This is a genomic window from Lysobacter olei (assembly GCF_054777355.1).
In genome coordinates this window covers 97,207-113,957 of record NZ_BAAHAT010000005.1, presented here as the reverse complement: position 1 = coordinate 113,957, position 16,751 = coordinate 97,207, and the positions used below count along the sequence as shown (strand labels likewise).

16 protein-coding genes are annotated in these 16,751 nt (G+C 67.2%); 4 read left to right on the top strand and 12 right to left on the bottom strand.

The features are described from left to right. Positions 1 to 107: 107 nt before the first annotated feature. Positions 108 to 1,778: a phosphoethanolamine transferase gene (locus ACYVBS_RS08880; RefSeq protein ID WP_460823156.1), complete on the bottom strand. Its 1,671-nt coding sequence runs from the start codon at positions 1,776 to 1,778 to the stop codon at positions 108 to 110. Continuing rightward, on the bottom strand, positions 1,775 to 2,527 hold the full coding sequence (locus tag ACYVBS_RS08875) for a phosphatase PAP2 family protein (RefSeq protein ID WP_460823155.1): 753 nt from the start codon (positions 2,525 to 2,527) through the stop codon (positions 1,775 to 1,777). The genes ACYVBS_RS08880 and ACYVBS_RS08875 overlap by 4 nt, the downstream gene beginning before the upstream one ends. Before the next feature lie 324 nt (positions 2,528 to 2,851). On the opposite strand from ACYVBS_RS08875, the gene ACYVBS_RS08870 reads away from it, so the two are divergent. Then, on the top strand, positions 2,852 to 3,568 hold the full coding sequence (locus ACYVBS_RS08870) for a response regulator transcription factor (protein ID WP_460823154.1): 717 nt from the start codon (positions 2,852 to 2,854) through the stop codon (positions 3,566 to 3,568). Next, positions 3,555 to 4,817, top strand: coding sequence for a sensor histidine kinase (locus ACYVBS_RS08865; RefSeq protein WP_460823153.1), 1,263 nt, complete (start codon positions 3,555 to 3,557; stop codon positions 4,815 to 4,817). The genes ACYVBS_RS08870 and ACYVBS_RS08865 overlap by 14 nt, the downstream gene beginning before the upstream one ends. A gap of 10 nt (positions 4,818 to 4,827) precedes the next feature. Here ACYVBS_RS08865 and cfa read toward each other — a convergent pair whose 3' ends face one another. The 6 genes from cfa to ACYVBS_RS08835 all read right to left on the bottom strand — a co-directional run bounded on the left by cfa (position 4,828) and on the right by ACYVBS_RS08835 (position 10,382). Beyond that, positions 4,828 to 5,964, bottom strand: a complete 1,137-nt coding sequence (cfa, locus tag ACYVBS_RS08860; protein ID WP_460823152.1) for a cyclopropane fatty acyl phospholipid synthase — start codon at positions 5,962 to 5,964, stop codon at positions 4,828 to 4,830. A gap of 47 nt (positions 5,965 to 6,011) precedes the next feature. After that, complete coding sequence (locus ACYVBS_RS08855) at positions 6,012 to 6,821, bottom strand: DUF3298 and DUF4163 domain-containing protein (protein ID WP_460823151.1); 810 nt, start codon at positions 6,819 to 6,821, stop codon at positions 6,012 to 6,014. Positions 6,822 to 6,945: 124 nt separating this feature from the next. Then, positions 6,946 to 7,695 carry a pseudouridine synthase gene (locus ACYVBS_RS08850; RefSeq protein WP_460823150.1) on the bottom strand — a complete coding sequence of 250 codons (750 nt, stop codon included), beginning with the start codon at positions 7,693 to 7,695 and terminating at the stop codon, positions 6,946 to 6,948. A gap of 96 nt (positions 7,696 to 7,791) precedes the next feature. Continuing rightward, positions 7,792 to 8,079, bottom strand: a complete 288-nt coding sequence (locus tag ACYVBS_RS08845) for a GNAT family N-acetyltransferase (protein WP_460823149.1) — start codon at positions 8,077 to 8,079, stop codon at positions 7,792 to 7,794. A gap of 76 nt (positions 8,080 to 8,155) precedes the next feature. Continuing rightward, positions 8,156 to 8,764 carry a rhomboid family intramembrane serine protease gene (locus ACYVBS_RS08840; protein WP_460823148.1) on the bottom strand — a complete coding sequence of 203 codons (609 nt, stop codon included), beginning with the start codon at positions 8,762 to 8,764 and terminating at the stop codon, positions 8,156 to 8,158. A 4-nt stretch (positions 8,765 to 8,768) separates the two neighbouring features. Beyond that, positions 8,769 to 10,382: a POT-type proton-dependent oligopeptide transporter gene (locus ACYVBS_RS08835; RefSeq protein WP_460823147.1), complete on the bottom strand. Its 1,614-nt coding sequence runs from the start codon at positions 10,380 to 10,382 to the stop codon at positions 8,769 to 8,771. A gap of 286 nt (positions 10,383 to 10,668) precedes the next feature. On the opposite strand from ACYVBS_RS08835, the gene ACYVBS_RS08830 reads away from it, so the two are divergent. Continuing rightward, the gene (locus ACYVBS_RS08830; RefSeq protein WP_460823146.1) at positions 10,669 to 12,441 is read left to right on the top strand and encodes a M14 family metallopeptidase; all 1,773 of its coding nucleotides are present in this window, start codon (positions 10,669 to 10,671) and stop codon (positions 12,439 to 12,441) included. 74 nt (positions 12,442 to 12,515) lie between these two features. Further along, positions 12,516 to 12,773 carry a hypothetical protein gene (locus ACYVBS_RS08825; protein WP_460823145.1) on the top strand — a complete coding sequence of 86 codons (258 nt, stop codon included), beginning with the start codon at positions 12,516 to 12,518 and terminating at the stop codon, positions 12,771 to 12,773. 26 nt (positions 12,774 to 12,799) lie between these two features. Here the strand turns inward: ACYVBS_RS08825 and thpR are convergent, their stop codons facing one another. The 4 genes from thpR to ACYVBS_RS08805 all read right to left on the bottom strand — a co-directional run bounded on the left by thpR (position 12,800) and on the right by ACYVBS_RS08805 (position 16,648). Beyond that, positions 12,800 to 13,390, bottom strand: a complete 591-nt coding sequence (gene thpR, locus ACYVBS_RS08820; protein ID WP_460823393.1) for an RNA 2',3'-cyclic phosphodiesterase — start codon at positions 13,388 to 13,390, stop codon at positions 12,800 to 12,802. A gap of 10 nt (positions 13,391 to 13,400) precedes the next feature. Further along, a complete protein-coding gene (locus tag ACYVBS_RS08815) occupies positions 13,401 to 15,374 on the bottom strand; it encodes an ATP-binding cassette domain-containing protein (RefSeq protein ID WP_460823144.1) in 1,974 nt (657 codons plus the stop codon). A 43-nt stretch (positions 15,375 to 15,417) separates the two neighbouring features. Next, on the bottom strand, positions 15,418 to 15,849 hold the full coding sequence (locus ACYVBS_RS08810) for a host attachment protein (protein WP_460823143.1): 432 nt from the start codon (positions 15,847 to 15,849) through the stop codon (positions 15,418 to 15,420). 118 nt (positions 15,850 to 15,967) lie between these two features. Further along, positions 15,968 to 16,648: a DUF5666 domain-containing protein gene (locus tag ACYVBS_RS08805; protein WP_460823142.1), complete on the bottom strand. Its 681-nt coding sequence runs from the start codon at positions 16,646 to 16,648 to the stop codon at positions 15,968 to 15,970. Positions 16,649 to 16,751: the final 103 nt, after the last annotated feature.

The window sequence follows — 16,751 nt, the reverse complement described above, 5'->3', positions numbered from 1 at the left end:
CCTTGCATAACAATGCACCTTAACAGGGTGTTGGCCGCGTGAAGCCCGCGTGGTGACCACGGGCCCGCCCCATCGCGCCGCGCGGCGGTGTTCCCTCGCCCAACCGCTCAGGCGGCGGGCGCCGCGCACCCATTGAACAGGTCTCGCCCGGGGTTGTACTCGCGCGTGCGCACTTGGAACAGGCCCAGAACCGAATGGAACAGGTTGTCGTGGCTCGCCGGTTGCCGGGACCTCGCGCGCATGCATGCCAGATCGATGCCCCGGCTGGCCGCCATGCCGGACGACATCCACATCACCATCGGCACCTTGATCTGGGTGTCCGGCGCGATCGCGTAGGGCACGCCGTGCAGGAACAGCCCCTTCTCGCCCAACGATTCGCCGTGGTCGGACAGGTAGACGAGCGCCGTGTCGCGGTCCTTGCGCGAAGCCAGCAGTCGGATCGCCTTGGCCAGGAAATCGTCGGTATGCAGGATGGCATTGTCGTAGGCATTCACCACCTGCTGCGGGGTGCAGTCGCCCAGTTCCGAGGTCTCACAGGCCGGGGTGAAGCGCCGGAAGCCCTGCGGGTAACGCGCGTAGTAGCTGGGGCCATGGTTGCCAAGCTGATGCAGCACCACCACCGCATCCCGCGGCAGGCGATTCACCTTGTCCATGAGCCCGCTCAACAACACGTGGTCCATGCACCCATCAGCGGTGCAGTCACCACGCACGGTGCCGTGCTCGAACGACTCGAACGGCAGCCCCTCGCACACACCTTTGCACCCGGTCTGGTTGTCTCGCCACAGGGTGGCAATGCCGGCGTGTTCGAGCACATGCAGCAGGGATTGCGAATGCTTGATGCGATCCTTGTCGTAGTCCGCACGGCCCCACGGCGAGAACATGCAGGGCAACGACACTTCGGTCGCAGAGCCACACGCGGTCACATCGGGAAAGTTGAGCGGCGCGAGTGCGGCCAGCTGGGGCGTGGTCTGGCGCGTGTAGCCGTTGAGACCCCAGTTCTGGGCACGCACCGTTTCGCCCACCACCAGGACCAGCAGACGCGGCTTGGCACTCGCCGGACGTCCCACCACCTTCGCGTCCAGCCCGATGGGGGCACGCGGCTTCGCGGGGCCGGCATGGTCCTCCAGCGCGACCTGGGTCAAGGACACCAGGTAGTTTCCAGGGGCGATGAGGTAACGCAGCTCCTTGTGGTTTCGCATCAGCGCCGACACGTTCTGGAACGACGCCAACAGGCCCACGGTGGCCACGACCGCGACGCCCGCCATCCACAAGGTGCGCCGCCAAAGTGCCTGCGCGATCGGCCGGCGCTCGATGCGCACGCGCCATAGCGCCACCGCGGGCAATACGCCGGTGGCGGCCACCCACGCCAGCATGCCCGGGGCGAACAGCTCGCGGGATTCCTTCGTGTCGGTATGCAGCACGTTGCGCACCATGTCCGCATCCAGGAACACGGTGTAGGCGCTGGCGAAATAGGCCGCGGCGCCGGAAACCACAAGTAGCACGGAAAGCGTCGGCCTGGCCGTCCACCGATTGAGCAGAACGCCCAACAGCAGCGCGTGCAACGCGGTGATGGCCACGAACATCGACACGCCGGTCAGCACGCCCCCGCCGCCGTGCAGCGATCCGGTGGCGAGAACGGCGCGCCAGAAGGCCACATTGAACAGCAGGGAGAAATACAGGCTCGCCATGCAGGCGAGTCGCTCGATCGTCACGACCGGTCGCGCCGCCAGCCAGCGCCACGCCCCGGGGCGGCCGCGGGACCACGCCACTGCGTTCATGCCACGCCCCCAGGTCGACCCGCCAACCGCCAGACAACCACTGCAGAAGTCCAGCACAGCAACGCTGCCCAGACGTCATGGGAGGCGAAATGCGCGCCTCGCAGCTGCTGCGACAATCCAAAGACCAATCCCATCACCACCCCTAAAGCCAAGCCCAGCCAGCGCCAGCCCGGACGCGCGCTCGCAAAGAAGAAATAAAGTGCCACCCACGCATACCCGGCACTGGCATGACCGGCAGGGAAGCAGCGGTTGTGGCCGAGTGCGGCGGGCCTTGGCTCAAACAGTCCGACGAAGGGCCGATGCCCGCCGTACTGCAACAGGTCCCATGGACAGTCCATGTCGGACCACGACTTGACCCATGCCACGGCAAGCGTGCCTAACAGCACCGAGATAGCCAGGATCCCGAGCGGACGCCGGAGGTGCTGATAGGCCGGCCGGCGCCAGGCCATGACCCACGTGGCGACCACTCCCAACCATGCCAGGGTGGACAGACTGCGGCCACCCCGGTGCACCAGCGTCTCCGTCAGGAATGCGGACTTGAGTGCCCAGCGATGCCCTTCCAGTGCGTAGAGCCAGTTGGCCCAGCGAAAGTCGAAATCGCTGGCAGCCATCGCCCACAGCAAGGCAAGGCCCAACAGCCACACACCCCACAGTTCAGGCCAAGGCAGCCCCGCGCGGCGCGCTGCCTGCGAGCCGACAGCGTGCGCCACCACCGTATCCAACCGCGGATTGCGTCCCTCGGCAGCCAACTGCCGTCCACCGGATCGGCGGCGGTATGGAATAAAGGACGGGGGACCCAAGGTGTCGATCCGATGCAAGGTTCGGGCAATGGTGGTCTCCCGCGCGTCGGAGTTACGTCGGAGGCTTGTAAACGCCCTGTTATGCGCCGGGCGACGTGGTTCACGGAATGGGCTTGCCCTGGGCTGCTCGCGCGATCGTCCCCGCTTGCCGCCACCGCGGCCGACGCCCACCATGTGGCCGTTGCGGGGCGTCCGGACATTGTTCCGACATCCACCCCCGCAGACTGCCCGACCGACTGTTGCATGCGCCTTGGCGCGAGGAAGCCCGCACCCATGCGGATATTGGTGGTGGAAGACAATCGCAGCCTGGTGGCCAACCTCTTCGAGTACTTCGAAGCACGAGGCCACGTGCTCGACGCCGCGCCCGACGGCCGCACCGGCCTGCACCTGGCCCTCAACCACCCCTACGACGCGATCGTGCTGGATTGGATGCTGCCGCGCATGGAAGGTCACGAGGTGGTTCGTGCCCTGCGCGAGGCGGGTCGCGACATCCCGGTGCTGATGCTGACGGCCCGCGACGACCTGCCGGACAAGATCGCAGGCTTCCGCGCCGGTGCCGACGACTACTTAACCAAGCCCTTCGCCCTGCCCGAACTGGAGGTGCGGTTGGAGGCGCTCGTGGCTCGCGCCACGGGTCGCGGTCGTACCCGCGTGTTGGAGGTCTCGGACCTGCGCTACGACCTGACCACGCTGGAAGTCTCGCGCGCCGGTCGGGCGCTCCACCTGTACCCGGCGTGCCGCAAGCTGCTGGAGGTGCTGATGCAGGCCAGTCCCGCCGCGGTGACCCGCGAACGACTGGAACAGGCGCTCTGGGGGGACAGTCCTCCCGATGGAGACATGCTCCGCTCGCACATCTATGAGCTGCGCCGGAGCGTCGACGGCAGTGCCGCGGTCAAGTTGATCCACACCCTGCCCCGTGTTGGCTACCGGCTGGGGCCGGGTAGCGAGAGCGCAGAGCCGACGGGGGAAGCAGACCATGGCCGGGGCTAACCTGCGCCAGCGCATCCTGCTGGGGATGCTGGCCTACCTCACCTTGCTGACCCTGGCGGTCATGGCCTACGGCGCCATAACCAACGAGTACGCCGAACGCCTGGTGTGGCGCGCTGTGCTGGAGTCAGAGCTGGACCATCTGGCCGAGCGACGCGCGGAAGAACCCGGCTACGCGTGGCATGACACCGCGTCGATGCGCCTGTATGACGGCAGCTTGGGAAGGGAGGTCCCCCCCACGCTGTTGGCGCTGTCCCCGGGCCTGCACGACGACATGACACTCGACGGGCGGCCCATCGCCGCGATGGTCCGAGAAATCGCAGGTCGGCGCACCGTGCTGACCATCGACATCACCGACTTCGAGCGCCACGAGGTACATCTGGCGTGGGTCGTCATGGGCGCCGCGCTGGCGATGACCGTGCTACTGGGGCTGGCCGTGTCCCTCAGTGTGAATCACCTGGTGCGGCCCTTGAGCGCCTTCACGCGGCAAATAGGGGATCTGCGGCCCGACCAACCTGGCCAGGAGGTGACCCTGCCCCGCGGCGCCAGCAGCGACCTGATGGCCATTGCCGACGCCCTCAATGGCTACCTGCGGCGAAACGAGCACTTCGTGGAGCGTGAACGGGCCTTCATCGACAGCGCCAGCCACGAGTTGCGCACCCCGATCGCGGTGATCGCGGGCGCTGCTGAAATCGCGCTTGCGCAACCGGATACCACACCCGACGTGCACCAGCGGCTGTCCCGCATCCAGCGAACCGCGTCGCACGTGGAGCAACTCATCTCCCTGCTGCTGGTGCTGGCGAAGGATCCGGCACAACTGGGCAAGGCCAGCGACCGCATCGCGCTGGATCAGTTGCTGCCGGAGATCGTGGACGACCACCGCCACCTGCTGGACGACAAGGCGCTATCCGTGCAGGTGGGCCCCCTGGTGCCTTCGCAGATCCAGGCCCCTCTGGTCATCGTGCAGGCGGCCATCGGCAACCTGCTGCGCAATGCCATCGAGAACAGCGACCGAGGCGAAATTCGCGTTCGACTGGAAGCCCCTGCGACGGTGATCATCGACGACCCGGGCCATGGCATGAGCCCGGAGGAAATCAGTGCCATCTACGCCAAGCTCGCGCGCGGTGGCGGCGACCGGGGCGGTGGCGGCATCGGCCTGGACCTGATTTCCCGCCTGTGCGAGCACCTGCACTGGACGCTGCGCTTCGAGTCCGCCCCCGGCCGCGGCACGACCACGACCCTGCGGTTCTAGGATCGCCCGGTCAACGCACGGCAGCCCAGCCACCCGGCACACCCCGCGGTGACATCAGGACCTGCCACAACTGCGAGCGCCGACTGCGGAACGTGGCCATCGATGCCGCGAGATAGAAGCGCCACATGCGGCGGAACCGCTCATCGTAGTGCGAGGGAAGTTGCGACCACGCCGCTTCGATGTTGGAACGCCACGACTGAAGCGTGAGGTCATAGTCAGGCCCGAAACCGTGCCAGTCCTCCAACACGAAACGGCGTTCGCAGACCGCGGCGATCTGGGCGGCGGACGGCAGCATGGAGTTGGGGAAAATGTAACGGGCGATCCAGGGGTCGGTATGTGTCACCGACTCATTGCTGCCGATGGTGTGCAGCAGGAACAGGCCGCCCCCGGTGGCAGGGTCGTCACGCAGGCACCGCCGCACCACGTCGAGGTACGTGCCGTAGTTGCGCACGCCCACGTGCTCGAACATGCCGATCGAGAAGATGCGGTCGAAGGGCTCGTGCAGCTCCCGGTAGTCCTGCACGCGGATCTCGATGGGTAGACCGGCGCACAGCTTCCGCGCATGCGCCGCCTGCTCCTTTGAAATGGTGATGCCAACACCCACGACGCCGTAACGCTCAGCCGCGAACTTCAGCGCTTCGCCCCAGCCGCAACCGATGTCCAGCACGCGCATGCCGGGACGTAGGCCCAGCTTGCGGCAAACCAGGTCAAGCTTGGCTTCCTGTGCGGTATCCAGATCGTCGGCAGGCGCCCAGTAACCGCAGCTGTAGACCATCCGGCGGCCCAGCATGGCGCGGTACAGGTCGTTGCCGAGGTCATAATGACGCTCACCCACTTCGCGGCTGCGCCATCGCGTCTGCAGGTTGGTCACGTGCGCGCGCAACCCGTCCAGCAGCCAATGCCAGCCGTGCACGCGATCATCCAGGCGCGCCTGCAACAGGCGGGTCAGCAACCCATCCAGGTTGCGGGTATCCCACCAGCCCGCCATGTAGCTCTCGCCCAGGCCCAAGGATCCGTCGGCCAGCAAACGCGCGAACAGACGGGGGTTGTGGACCTCAATATCCCAGTCGCGGTCGCCGCCCACTTGCACGTCGGCCAGCGCCAGCAAGCCGGACACCCTGCGCTCGAACGGATGCAAGGCCGCCATCGTCCACGTCCTCGGTGGGCATTGCGGGGAGCATACCCCGGCGGGACTTACGGGGTGAAAAGGTCTCGGTATTCCGGGGCGATGTAAGGCAGTAGCGCGGCGGCCGGCAACTGGACGGATTGCACACCGTCAGAGTACGGCCCCACCTGGTAAGGCGGGAACACGAACTTCAACCCCGACAACTTGCCGCCTGGCCCCGGCACAGGCTCGAACTGGGCGAAATTGGACGCATCGGGGACAGTGCCCGCGTCGATCATCTTGCCGGCGTTGCGCGCCATTTGCGCCCGATCCGCCGGAGGCAGCGCATCGGCATCCAGGCGCTGGGACAGTGCGGTGTGGAGCTGCTCACGCACCAGGTCGGAGATGGGCTTCCAACTCGACGCGTCCGGCACCAGCCGTTCCGCCGTCAGCCGCTGGTTCTGCTTCGGCAACCACACGAAGCGCGCCAGCAACGGGTTGCCGTGGGCCCCGCCGGTATAGCTGCTGCCATCGGCGGCCACGGCCACCACGTCGGGGGTCTCCATGACATCAGTAAAGGTCAGCGACAGGTCATACATGTCCCCGGCGCTCCCATCGTTGCCCCGTCCCTGGGCGGCCTTCACCAACTCGGCGCGGGCCGCGTCGGCATAGGCCTTGATCTCGGCCGCCAGCCCCGGATAGCGCGCGGCCGACTTTGGAAACGTGATGCCCACCATGTACCCCGGCTGGCTTTCCACCACGTCCTGGAGGGCTGACGGAGCGACGGCAACGGGCTTGGGCGGGACGGTCGCAGCGGGCGGAGCCACGGCGGCCGGCTTTTCGCGCTCGCACGCGGCCAGCGCTGCAACCAGCAAGGGGGCGATCAGCAGACGATTCATGGGAGGCAGTCCGTTGTCCAAACCAGCCGGAGTTGCGCCCGACCTTAGACGTCGGGATGTGATGAATGCATACAGACAGTTGCCGCCGGCCATCGTGGCCAACGGCCTGAGCGTGACCCGTCGGTCACCACTCGGTGCGGTTGGGCAACAGGCCGCGCAGTTCCGCGTCGGTGAGATTGCGCCACTGGCCGATCTTGAGATGGCCCAGCTTGACGTTGCCAATGCGCACGCGCACCAGCTTCTTCACCCGCAAGCCGAAGTGCGCGGCCATCAGGCGGATCTGGCGGTTGAGGCCCTGCACCAGCGTGATGCGGAACCCGAACTTGCCCAGCCGCCCGGTCTTGCATGGGAGCGTGGTCTGGCCGTGCACCGGCACGCCGCGGGCCATGCCGCGCAGCACCTCGTCGGTGATGGCGTGGTTCACCGCAACCAGGTATTCCTTCTCCAGCTTGTTCTCGGCGCGCAGGATCTCGTTGACGATGTCGCCGTTGCTGGTGAGCAGGATCAGGCCTTCGGAGTCCTTGTCCAGGCGCCCGATCGGGAAGATGCGCTTCTCGTGCCCCACGAAGTCGACGATGTTGTCCTTCACGTCGGACTCGGTGGTGCAGGTCACGCCGACCGGCTTGTGCAGGGCGATATAGACGTGCTTCTTCTGACCCTTGGCCGCGACGCGGACCTGCAGCTTCTGGCCGTCGACCAGCACCTCGTCGCCCTCGCCCACTTCCGCCCCGATCCGGGCGCGGATGCCGTTGACGGTGATCCGACCCTCGCCAATGAGGCGGTCGGCCTCCCGGCGGGAACAGAATCCGGTGTCACTGATGTACTTGTTCAGGCGCATGGGGGCGGCGGCCGGGAACGGGATTGGGGCGCGCATGCTGGCACAAACCGCGCCCGGCTGCATGTTTTGGGGGTGGGCCCGCTTCGGGAAACACCGGGTTGGCAGGCGGCGGCGCGGCGCACGCCGGCGTGATCAGGCCAACAGAGCGCCCACCGTCTCGTGGTGGCGTCTGGCCCAGACGTCGGCGTAGGAGCACTCCGGGCGCACCTTCAGGCCGCAAGCCCGGGCGTGGTCGAACGCGGCCTGGACCAGGTGGCTGGCAATGCCGCGACCGCCGATGGCCGGCGGCACGATGGTGTGGGTGATGACCAGGACCCCGGCCTCCACTTCATAGTCCAGCCGTCCGTCGACCCCGTCGACGGTGGTGACGAAACGGTGGTTGGCGGCATCGTGGCGGACGACCGGCGCGGAACGGAACATGTCGGCTCCTGGGACAGCGGAGGGGTACCAGCGTACCGTGGCACCCCACGGGTGACCACGGCGTGCAGCGCCTCGGTCAGCGCAGGAACGCAGGGTTGAATAACCGCTCCATGAACACCGCGATGACACGCGGTTCCATCAACAGCATGAACAAGACCCCGTAGATCGCGCCCGACAGGTGCGCGCTGTGGTTGACGTTGTCCGTGCCCTGGCGATCCATCCAGAAGGAATAGCCGACATAGAAGACGGCATACAGGATGGCCGGCACCGGCAGGAAGAACACGAAGATCAGCGACCAGGGATTCAGCAGAACGAACGCGAAGAGCACCGCCGACACGGCGCCGGACGCCCCGAGGCTGCGGTAGCGCGCGTCATGCCGGTGCCGGAGGTACGTGGGCAGGATCGCCACGACTATCGCCGACAAGTAGAACAACACGAACCCAAGTGGGCCGATCAGCTCGCTGACCACCTGTTCGATCACCCGCCCGAAAAAGAACAGGGTGATCATGTTGAACAGCAGGTGCTGCCAGTCGGCGTGGATGAAACCGTGGGTCAGCAACCGGTCGTACTGGTGCTTGCGCTCGATGGCCGGCGGCCACAGGATCAGGCGCTCCAGCAACCGTGGCCGTTCGAAGGCCAGCCACGACACCAGGACGGTGACCGCGATGAGGGCAAACGTCAGCATCCGGTCAGGCCGCCGGGCGGTAGTTGTCCACCAGCGGATAGCGCCGCGCGTACCAGCCGAAGGCCAACGCCGCCACCAGCGCGAAGCCGGCGAAGAAGAACATCAGGAACGATGTCTCGCTGAGCCCCGTCTGCGCGATGCTCCCGGTCACCGTGTCGTTGCGCACGGCAGCGTTGGACAGCAGCACCCACAGGTTGCCGATGGTGGTGGTGAGGTTCCAGAAGCTCATCACCACGCCCTTCATCGACAGCGGTGCCTGGCTGTAGGCGAACTCCAGCCCGGTGGCCGACACCAGCACCTCGCCAAAGGTCAGCAGCGCGTACGGCAGCACCTGCCAGACGATGGACATGGGCGTACCGCCGTCCATCTTCAGCTGGATCAGGCCGACCACGATCCACGCCAGGCCGCTGAAGGCGATGCCCGCAGTCATGCGGCGCAGCGCGGTCGGCTCCATGCCGAAGCGGCGCAGCGCCGGGTACAGCACCAGGTTGTTGAACGGGATGAGGATCATGACCAGCGCCGGGTTCAGCGCCTGCATCTGCGAGGCCACGAACCACTCCGGCTTGGCCATCGCGTTGCCCTGGATGACCCAGGTGGAGGCCTTCTGGTCGAACAGCGAGTGGAACGGCGTGACCAGCGCGAAGATCACCAGCAGGCGCAGCACGCTGCGCACGCCGGCGATGGCGGCGTCCGGATGAATGCCGCGTGCGCGGTCGAGCTGCAGCCACGCGCCGCCCCCCACACCTGCCACCAGTACCACCAGCGCCAGGCAGAAGGTGATGACGAAACCAAAGCCCTTCGGCCACCAGGCGGCCAGCCCCAGCGAGGACAACGCCCAACCCAGCACCATGCCCACGGCTACAGTGACACCGGCAAAGGCCAGCGCCCGCCCCGGCGCACCCTCGCCTTCCCGGCGCGTGTTGAGCGCGGTGCGGATCACGTTGCCAAAGGAATTCGGGTCGCGCGTGCGCGCCGGCGGCACCATCACGTACTTCTTGCGACCCAGCCACAGCACGAAGGTGGCAACGAACATCAGCAGGCCCGGGATGCCGAACGCGACGCTGGGACCGTAATTCTTGAGGAACAGCGGCATCAGCAGCGACGCGAACAGCGAGCCGAAGTTGATGATCCAGTAGAAGGCGTCGAACACGACCTTCGCCAACTTCTCGTTGGACTTGTCAAACTGGTCACCGACGAAGGAGGCCACCAGCGGCTTGATGCCGCCCGCGCCCAGCGCAATCAGGCCCAGCCCGGTGAAGAACCCCGTGCGGTTCTCCTCGAAAATGGCCAGGCACGCGTGACCGGCGCAATAGATAAGGCTGAACCAGAGGATCGTGTTGTACTTGCCGAAGAAGCGGTCGGCCAGGTAGCCGCCCAGCAGCGGGAAGAAGTAGACCCCGATCATGAACTCATGCATCAGGTCCTTGGCGGCCAACTCACGCTCGCTGCCCGCCGTGATGTGCTGCAACAGCAGGCCGGTGATCAGGAACTGCACCAGGATGTTGCGCATCCCGTAAAAGCTGAATCGTTCGCAGCCTTCGTTGCCGATGATGTAGGGAATCTGCCGCGGCATGCGGCCGGTGCCGGCGGTGGCAACGGTGCTGGTGGTGGACGACATCAAACGACCCTGTTTCGTGCAAAGGGGCCAAGCCTAACCCATTGGAGGGGGGCGATTCCCGTCCCAGCCCCATTCATGTTTCCGTTGGCCTCGGCCGGTCAAGTGTGATCGACCGTATCAGGCCTCTCCGTGGCAACGCGCGCCGATGGGCCGCATCCGCGCCTGTGCGGCCCCGTTGGCGTCCGGCTTCTGCCGCCCGACTGCCCCTCAGCCATGACCTCCAGCAGGGGGTCCCGTTCCGCCCGCCCTTTACCATCGGCGATTGCCTTTCCCATGGACCCGCCGCATGAAGCCCTCGCCGTTGCTCGCCGCCCTCCTTGCCTGCGTCTCCGCGACGGCCGCTGCAGCGCCCCAAACTACCGACCTGGTGACGCTTTCCGAGCGCTCCGGCTTTGTCCGCACAGGCCGCTACGACGAAGTGATCCGCCTGTGCGAGGCATTTGCCCGCGCCTACCCTGCCGCGGTGCGCTGTGAGTCGTTCGGCACGACACCCGAGGGCCGGCCGATGCAGGTGCTGGTGGTGTCGAAGGCCGGCGCCTTCTCCCCGGAAGCTGCGCGGGAGAAGGGACTGCCGGTGACCCTGATCCAAGGCGGCATCCATGCGGGCGAGATCGACGGCAAGGACGCCGGCTTCCTGGCGCTGCGGGAATTGCTGGAAGGCAAGACCGGGAAGGGCGTGCTGGACCGGCAGGTACTGCTGTTCGTGCCGGTGTTCAACGTGGACGGGCACGAGCGGTTCGCGCGTTGGAACCGTCCCAACCAGCGCGGGCCGGAGGAGATGGGCTGGCGGACCACCGCGCAGAACCTCAACCTCAACCGCGACTACGTGAAGGCCGACACGCCGGAAATGCGGGCGATGCTGGCGCTGGTGAACCGTTGGGACCCGCTCGCCTACGTGGACCTGCATGTCACCGATGGCGCCAAGTTCGAGCACGACGTGTCGATCCAGGTCGAGCCGTTGCACGGCGGCGATGCGGGCCTGCGCAAGGCGGGCCTGGAATGGCGCGACGGGGTGATTGCCGCGCTGGCCAGGCAGGGCTCGTTGCCGCTGCCGTTCTACCCGTCATTCGAGGAGAACGACAACCCGGCCTCGGGCTTCGTTGACGGCGTGGCGCCGCCGCGCTTCTCGCAGAGCTACATCGCGCAGCGCAACCGTCTGGGCATGCTGGTGGAGACCCATTCCTGGCGCGAGTACCCGCACCGGGTGAAGGTCACGCGCAACACCATACTGTCGGTGCTGGACCTGGTCGCCCGGCACGGCCGGCGCTGGCAACGCGAAGCCCATGCTGCGGATGCCCGCGCCTCCGCCGTCGCCGGGCAACCGGTCGCGCTGGATTACAAGGCCACCGACAAGACCCGCACGATCGACTACCGTGGCTATGCGTACACCCGCACGCCGTCGGAGGTGTCGGGCGCGCTCATGACCCGGTACGACGAAACCAAGCCGCAGATCTGGCGCCTGCCGCTGCGCGATGAGGTCGTGCCGTCCCTGAAAGTGCCGGCGCCGGGGGCCGGTTATGTAGTGCCGCTCGCGCATGCTGCTGCAGTGGCGCGCCAGTTGGACGTCCACGGCATCTCCTACCGCCGTGTGGGCACCGTCAGCGCGCAAGCCCAGGTGCAGGCGTTCCGCGCCACCAGCACCGAGGCCGGCAAGGGCTCCGTCGAGGGCCAACAGCGGCTCACGATCCAGGGTGCCTGGGCCGCGGAGCGCATGGACATTCCTGCCGGCGCGTTGTTCGTGCCCATCAACCAGCCCAAGTCGCGGCTGTTGATGGCACTGCTGGAGCCGCAAGCCCCGGACTCCATGGCCGCCTGGGGTCGGTTCAACAACGCCTTCGAGCGCAAGGAGTACATGGAGGACTACGTGGCCGAGGAAGTGGCCCGGGAGATGCTCAAGGACCCGGGGGTAAAGGCCGAGTTCGAAGCCCGCCTCAAGGCGGACCCGTCGTTTGCGGCCAGTCCGTCCGCACGCCTGGAGTTCTTCGCCCGACGCCATTCCTCGTGGGACGGGCGCTTCAACCTGTATCCGGTGCTGCGGGTGGACCAGGCCCCGCGCTGAGCGGCGCGGCCGAAGGACGTCCCCTCTTGCCCCCGCCCTGCGTTAGGTGACTGCAGGAGAGGAGGAGAACCCCAATGGCAGACATCGGCACCAAGGAGCGGCGGCGGACGGCGAGTGCGCCTGCATCCCTGCTGCGCACGCAGCTCAACGAGGCACAGTTGCTCACCCTGAGCGAGTTGGAGCGCTTTGGCTGGGAGATCCAGTTCGTGCGCCGCCCGCTGTTCCAGGATCCGGTCCCGGTCCTGGTGGATGGCGACCGTCGGAGCCACGCGGTACTGACCCCCGAGGGTGATCTGGACGAGTCACCGCGGTTCAACATCAGGCAGCGCTGAAGCCCGCGCAACCCGCGTTGGAAGCCTCACCTCGCCAGCGGCCACGTGCCCAGCGACGTGTAGGCCCCTTGGACCTCTGGTGCGCTATGCATCAGGGAGAACGCCTCCACACGCCACTCGATCGAGGGCGTGACCACGGTGGCGGGCAACACCGTGCGGGCGTCGCGCACGATCGTGACATGGGGGCGGAATCCCTTCCCGTCCGCCACGTGCACGCCTGCACCGGCCAGGGCCTCGCCCAGTCCGTGCCATAGGGCACCCAAGCCCGGGGAGTCCACGCCGGGACCGAGCCACCAGGGAATCGCCCGGTTGCGGAAGCTCCCGGCGTGATCCAGCGACAGGGTGAACGGAGCCGCGCGTACGCGGGCGGCGGCGGCGCGGGCCTGCGCCACGACCGCCGTCGGCAAACCGTCGAATTCGCCAAGGAACTGCAGCGTGAGGTGGTAGCGCCGCGGATTGACCCACCGTCCACGCGTGGGTTGCGTCGCCTTCAACTGCTGCGCCGCCTCGTGCAAGTGTTCACGGGTGGCGTCGTCGGGCATCAGGGCGAAGAACAGACGGTGCGCCTGGGCCGCTTTCGCCGCCCTGCCCGCACCGGACTGGCCACCCGGTTGCATCACCCCTGCCTCATCCGTCCAGTTCCGCCCAACGCGCATAGGCCGCGTCCAGGGACTTCTGGGTCTCGCCCAGACGTGCGGTGTGCGTCGCCACGGTCGCCGCATCACGCTGGAAGAACGCGGGGTCGCCCATCTGCGTGGTCAGCGCCTCCAGCTCGGCTTCGAGCTGTTCGATGCGCGCGGGCAGTTGCTCCAGCTCGCGCGCATCCTTGTAGCTAAGCTTGCGCTTGGGCGGTGCGGCCGCGTTGCCCGCCGACACGGGCACGGCCTGCGATGTCGCAGCGGGAGAAGCATCGCCTGCAGCCGCCCCAACTGCTGTCGAAGCGGAAACCGGCTGCACGTCGCCCGCTGCAACACGTGCACCGGTCGGCGCCTTGGCGCCTCCGATCGTGCGCGCCTGGGTCGGGCCCGCCTGGCGCAGCCAGTCGCTGTAGCCGCCCACGTACTCGCCTACCTTGCCATCGCCCTCCATCACCATCGTGGAGGTCACCACGTTGTCGAGGAAGTCGCGGTCGTGGCTGACCAGCAGCAGCGTGCCTTCGTACTCGCCGAGCAGCTCTTCGAGCAGCTCCAGCGTCTCCACGTCGAGGTCGTTGGTCGGTTCGTCCATCACCAGCAGGTTGGAGGGCTGCGCGAACAGCTTGGCCAGCAACAGGCGGTTGCGCTCGCCGCCGGACAGCCGCGTGATCGGCGCGCGGGCGCGCTCGGGCGTGAACAGGAAGTCCTGCAGATAGCCGATGGCGTGCTTGCGCTTGCCGTTGATCTCGACGAAGTCGCGGCCTTCGGCCACGTTTTCCAGGGCATTCCAGTCTTCGCGCAGCGTGGAGCGGTACTGGTCGAAGTACGCGACCTGCAGGTTGGTGCCCACGCGAACCTCGCCCGATGTCGGCGCCAGTTCGCCCAGCAGCACCTTGATCAGCGTGGTCTTGCCGCTGCCGTTGGGGCCGATCAGGCCAATGCGGTCGCCGCGCATGATGGTGGTGTCCAGCGCCCTCAGCATCGGCTTGCCGCCGTAGTCGAAGGACACGTTGCGGGCCTCGACCACCTTCTTGCCCGAGGACTCGCCCTGCGCCACTTCCATGCGCACGTTGCCCTGCTGTTCGCGGCGCTGCGCGCGCTCCACGCGCATGGCCTTGAGCCGGCGCACGCGGCCTTCGTCGCGCACACGGCGGGCCTTGATGCCCTGGCGGATCCACACCTCTTCCTGCGCCAGCAGCTTGTCGAAGCGCGCGTTCTCCTGCGCCTCCGCGTTCAGCCGTTCCTCGCGGCGGCGCTCGTAGTTGGCCCAGTCGCCCGGCCAGCTGGTGACCTGGCCGCGGTCGATCTCCACGATGCGGGTGGCCAGCGCGCGCAGGAAGCGGCGGTCGTGGGTGATGAACACCAGCGCGCCCTGCCAGGCCTTGAGGAAGCCTTCCAGCCAGTCGATGGCCTCGATGTCGAGGTGGTTGGTCGGTTCGTCCAGCAGCAGCACGTCGGGCGCGGAGACCAGCGCACGCGCCAGCAGCACGCGGCGCTTCATGCCGCCCGACAGGCCGGCGAAGGCCTGCTCGCCATCCAGTTCCAGCCGGGTCAAGGTTTCGACCACGCGCTGGTCGGCGCTCCAGCCATTGGCGGCTTCGATCCGCGCCTGCACGGCCGCCAGCTTGTCGGTATCCAGTTGGTCGGCGTGGCTCAGGTGGTGGTATTCGGCCAGCCACTGGCCCAGCTCGCCCATGCCGGCGGCGACCACGTCGAACACATCGCCCCCAGCATCGGAGGGCACCTCCTGCTCCAGCCTGGCGACACGCACCCCGCCTTCCACGCGCACCTCGCCATCGTCCGGGCGCAGGTCGCCCGACAGCAGCTTGAGCAGCGTGGACTTGCCCGCGCCGTTACGGCCGATCAGCGCAATGCGCTCGCCGGGTTCAATGGACAGCTCGACATTGTCGAGCAGCAACGGGCCGCCAATGCTGTAATCGACGTTCTGCAGGGTGATCAGGGGCATGCGCGCATTGTACCGGGATGCGCGCCCTGCCCCGCGTCAGCCGTCAGTGAAGGTGGCGCAACTCGTCACGGATGCGGTCCACGCTGGCGTCGGTGATCTGCTTGTCCAGCGCATGGGTCACCATCCGGGCGACCTGCGGGTCCAGTTCCGACCGCACCGAGCCAAGGAACGCCGGCGCGGCCATCAGCACGAGCTCGTCGTAGCGGTGGGCCACGCGGGCCTCATTGAGGAAATCCGACAGCTCCGCGGCGAACTCGCGGGCGATCTTCTCCTCGGATGAGGTGCGCGGCTCGATGCCGTGCCGGGCGCCACCCACGCTCTGTTGGGCGCGGGGCAGGCGGTCACGGTGGCCGCGATCGGCGTGGTGCGCGTCGGGGTGGACGAAGTCGGCGACTTCCAGCAGTTCGCCGTCCATGCGCTCACTTTCGAACAAGCGGGCGCGGGCTTCGTCGGCGACGAGAATCCAGGTCTTCATGGCAGGTCCCTTTGCGCGGCCGGACCCGCGCCGGGGTAGCCCGGTGCCCGGACGTGCGTTCACCGCAAGGCGGCTTGGTTACGAGCATGCGACGGTACGCGTTAAACGATGGTTACCGTCAGCGCGATCGCGCGTCGACTTCCACCCAGATTTGCTCGGCCCACCAGTCGTTTCCGGATGGCCGCGCCTGCACGCGGATTACGTCACCGCGCTCCAGTTGCTCGGGCCGGAGGAATTGCCCGCGGTACTCCACGCGGGTGCGGTCGTCGTAATGCACCCGCTGAGGGCGACCGGCATACCCGCCTTGCGTGATTTCGATCACCCGTGCACGCGTATCGACATAGGTAACAGACCCCCGCAGGTCGCCTGCGTAGTAGTTGCCATTCTGGCCGTCGCGCACGTTGTGCACGACCTCGATGCTGCGCGCCCACAGTCGGCCATCCGAGCGCTGGGCATCGACACTGATGCGGTCACCCCGCTCCAGCCCGGCCATGTCGACCTGGCGCCCCTGGTAGTACAGGCGGGTGCTACGGTCGAAGAACACGTCCACGTACGAGGCGCTGCCATAGCGATAGGCGTCTGCCGTGAGGACGATCCGGTTGCTCCGCAGGTCTAACTCCTGCACGGTGCCCAAAACGCGCTCGTTGCCATAGCCTTGGCCGTAGCCGTCACCGGGGTAGCCGGAGTAGTTGCTGGAAGGCGTGACGCATCCGACCAGCGGCAACGTCGCCATCAGCACGGCCAGCAGGCCGGGGTGGAGCCGGCGCCAGCCGGTCGTTGAAGGACGCAATCCAGTCATGGCGGATGTCCAGGAAGCCACGGGGGCAGACCACCGGAGCATGCGGCGCAAGGGGTGAATCGCGTGTAAGCGTCCCGGGGGACGGTCTCTCAGGACGTGGCTG

Bases quoted from the DNA above. Each gene is read 5' to 3' on its own strand.
- ACYVBS_RS08880 (WP_460823156.1), bottom strand. From the start codon at position 1,778: ATGAACGCAGTGGCGTGGTCCCGCGGCCGCCCCGGGGCGTGGCGCTGG.
- ACYVBS_RS08870 (WP_460823154.1), top strand. From the start codon at position 2,852: ATGCGGATATTGGTGGTGGAAGACAATCGCAGCCTGGTGGCCAACCTC.
- ACYVBS_RS08865 (WP_460823153.1), top strand. From the start codon at position 3,555: ATGGCCGGGGCTAACCTGCGCCAGCGCATCCTGCTGGGGATGCTGGCC.
- cfa (WP_460823152.1), bottom strand. From the start codon at position 5,964: ATGGCGGCCTTGCATCCGTTCGAGCGCAGGGTGTCCGGCTTGCTGGCG.
- ACYVBS_RS08855 (WP_460823151.1), bottom strand. From the start codon at position 6,821: ATGAATCGTCTGCTGATCGCCCCCTTGCTGGTTGCAGCGCTGGCCGCG.
- ACYVBS_RS08850 (WP_460823150.1), bottom strand. From the start codon at position 7,695: ATGCGCGCCCCAATCCCGTTCCCGGCCGCCGCCCCCATGCGCCTGAAC.
- ACYVBS_RS08845 (WP_460823149.1), bottom strand. From the start codon at position 8,079: ATGTTCCGTTCCGCGCCGGTCGTCCGCCACGATGCCGCCAACCACCGT.
- ACYVBS_RS08840 (WP_460823148.1), bottom strand. From the start codon at position 8,764: ATGCTGACGTTTGCCCTCATCGCGGTCACCGTCCTGGTGTCGTGGCTG.
- ACYVBS_RS08835 (WP_460823147.1), bottom strand. From the start codon at position 10,382: ATGTCGTCCACCACCAGCACCGTTGCCACCGCCGGCACCGGCCGCATG.
- ACYVBS_RS08830 (WP_460823146.1), top strand. From the start codon at position 10,669: ATGAAGCCCTCGCCGTTGCTCGCCGCCCTCCTTGCCTGCGTCTCCGCG.
- ACYVBS_RS08825 (WP_460823145.1), top strand. From the start codon at position 12,516: ATGGCAGACATCGGCACCAAGGAGCGGCGGCGGACGGCGAGTGCGCCT.
- thpR (WP_460823393.1), bottom strand. From the start codon at position 13,390: ATGCAACCGGGTGGCCAGTCCGGTGCGGGCAGGGCGGCGAAAGCGGCC.
- ACYVBS_RS08815 (WP_460823144.1), bottom strand. From the start codon at position 15,374: ATGCCCCTGATCACCCTGCAGAACGTCGATTACAGCATTGGCGGCCCG.
- ACYVBS_RS08810 (WP_460823143.1), bottom strand. From the start codon at position 15,849: ATGAAGACCTGGATTCTCGTCGCCGACGAAGCCCGCGCCCGCTTGTTC.
- ACYVBS_RS08805 (WP_460823142.1), bottom strand. From the start codon at position 16,648: ATGACTGGATTGCGTCCTTCAACGACCGGCTGGCGCCGGCTCCACCCC.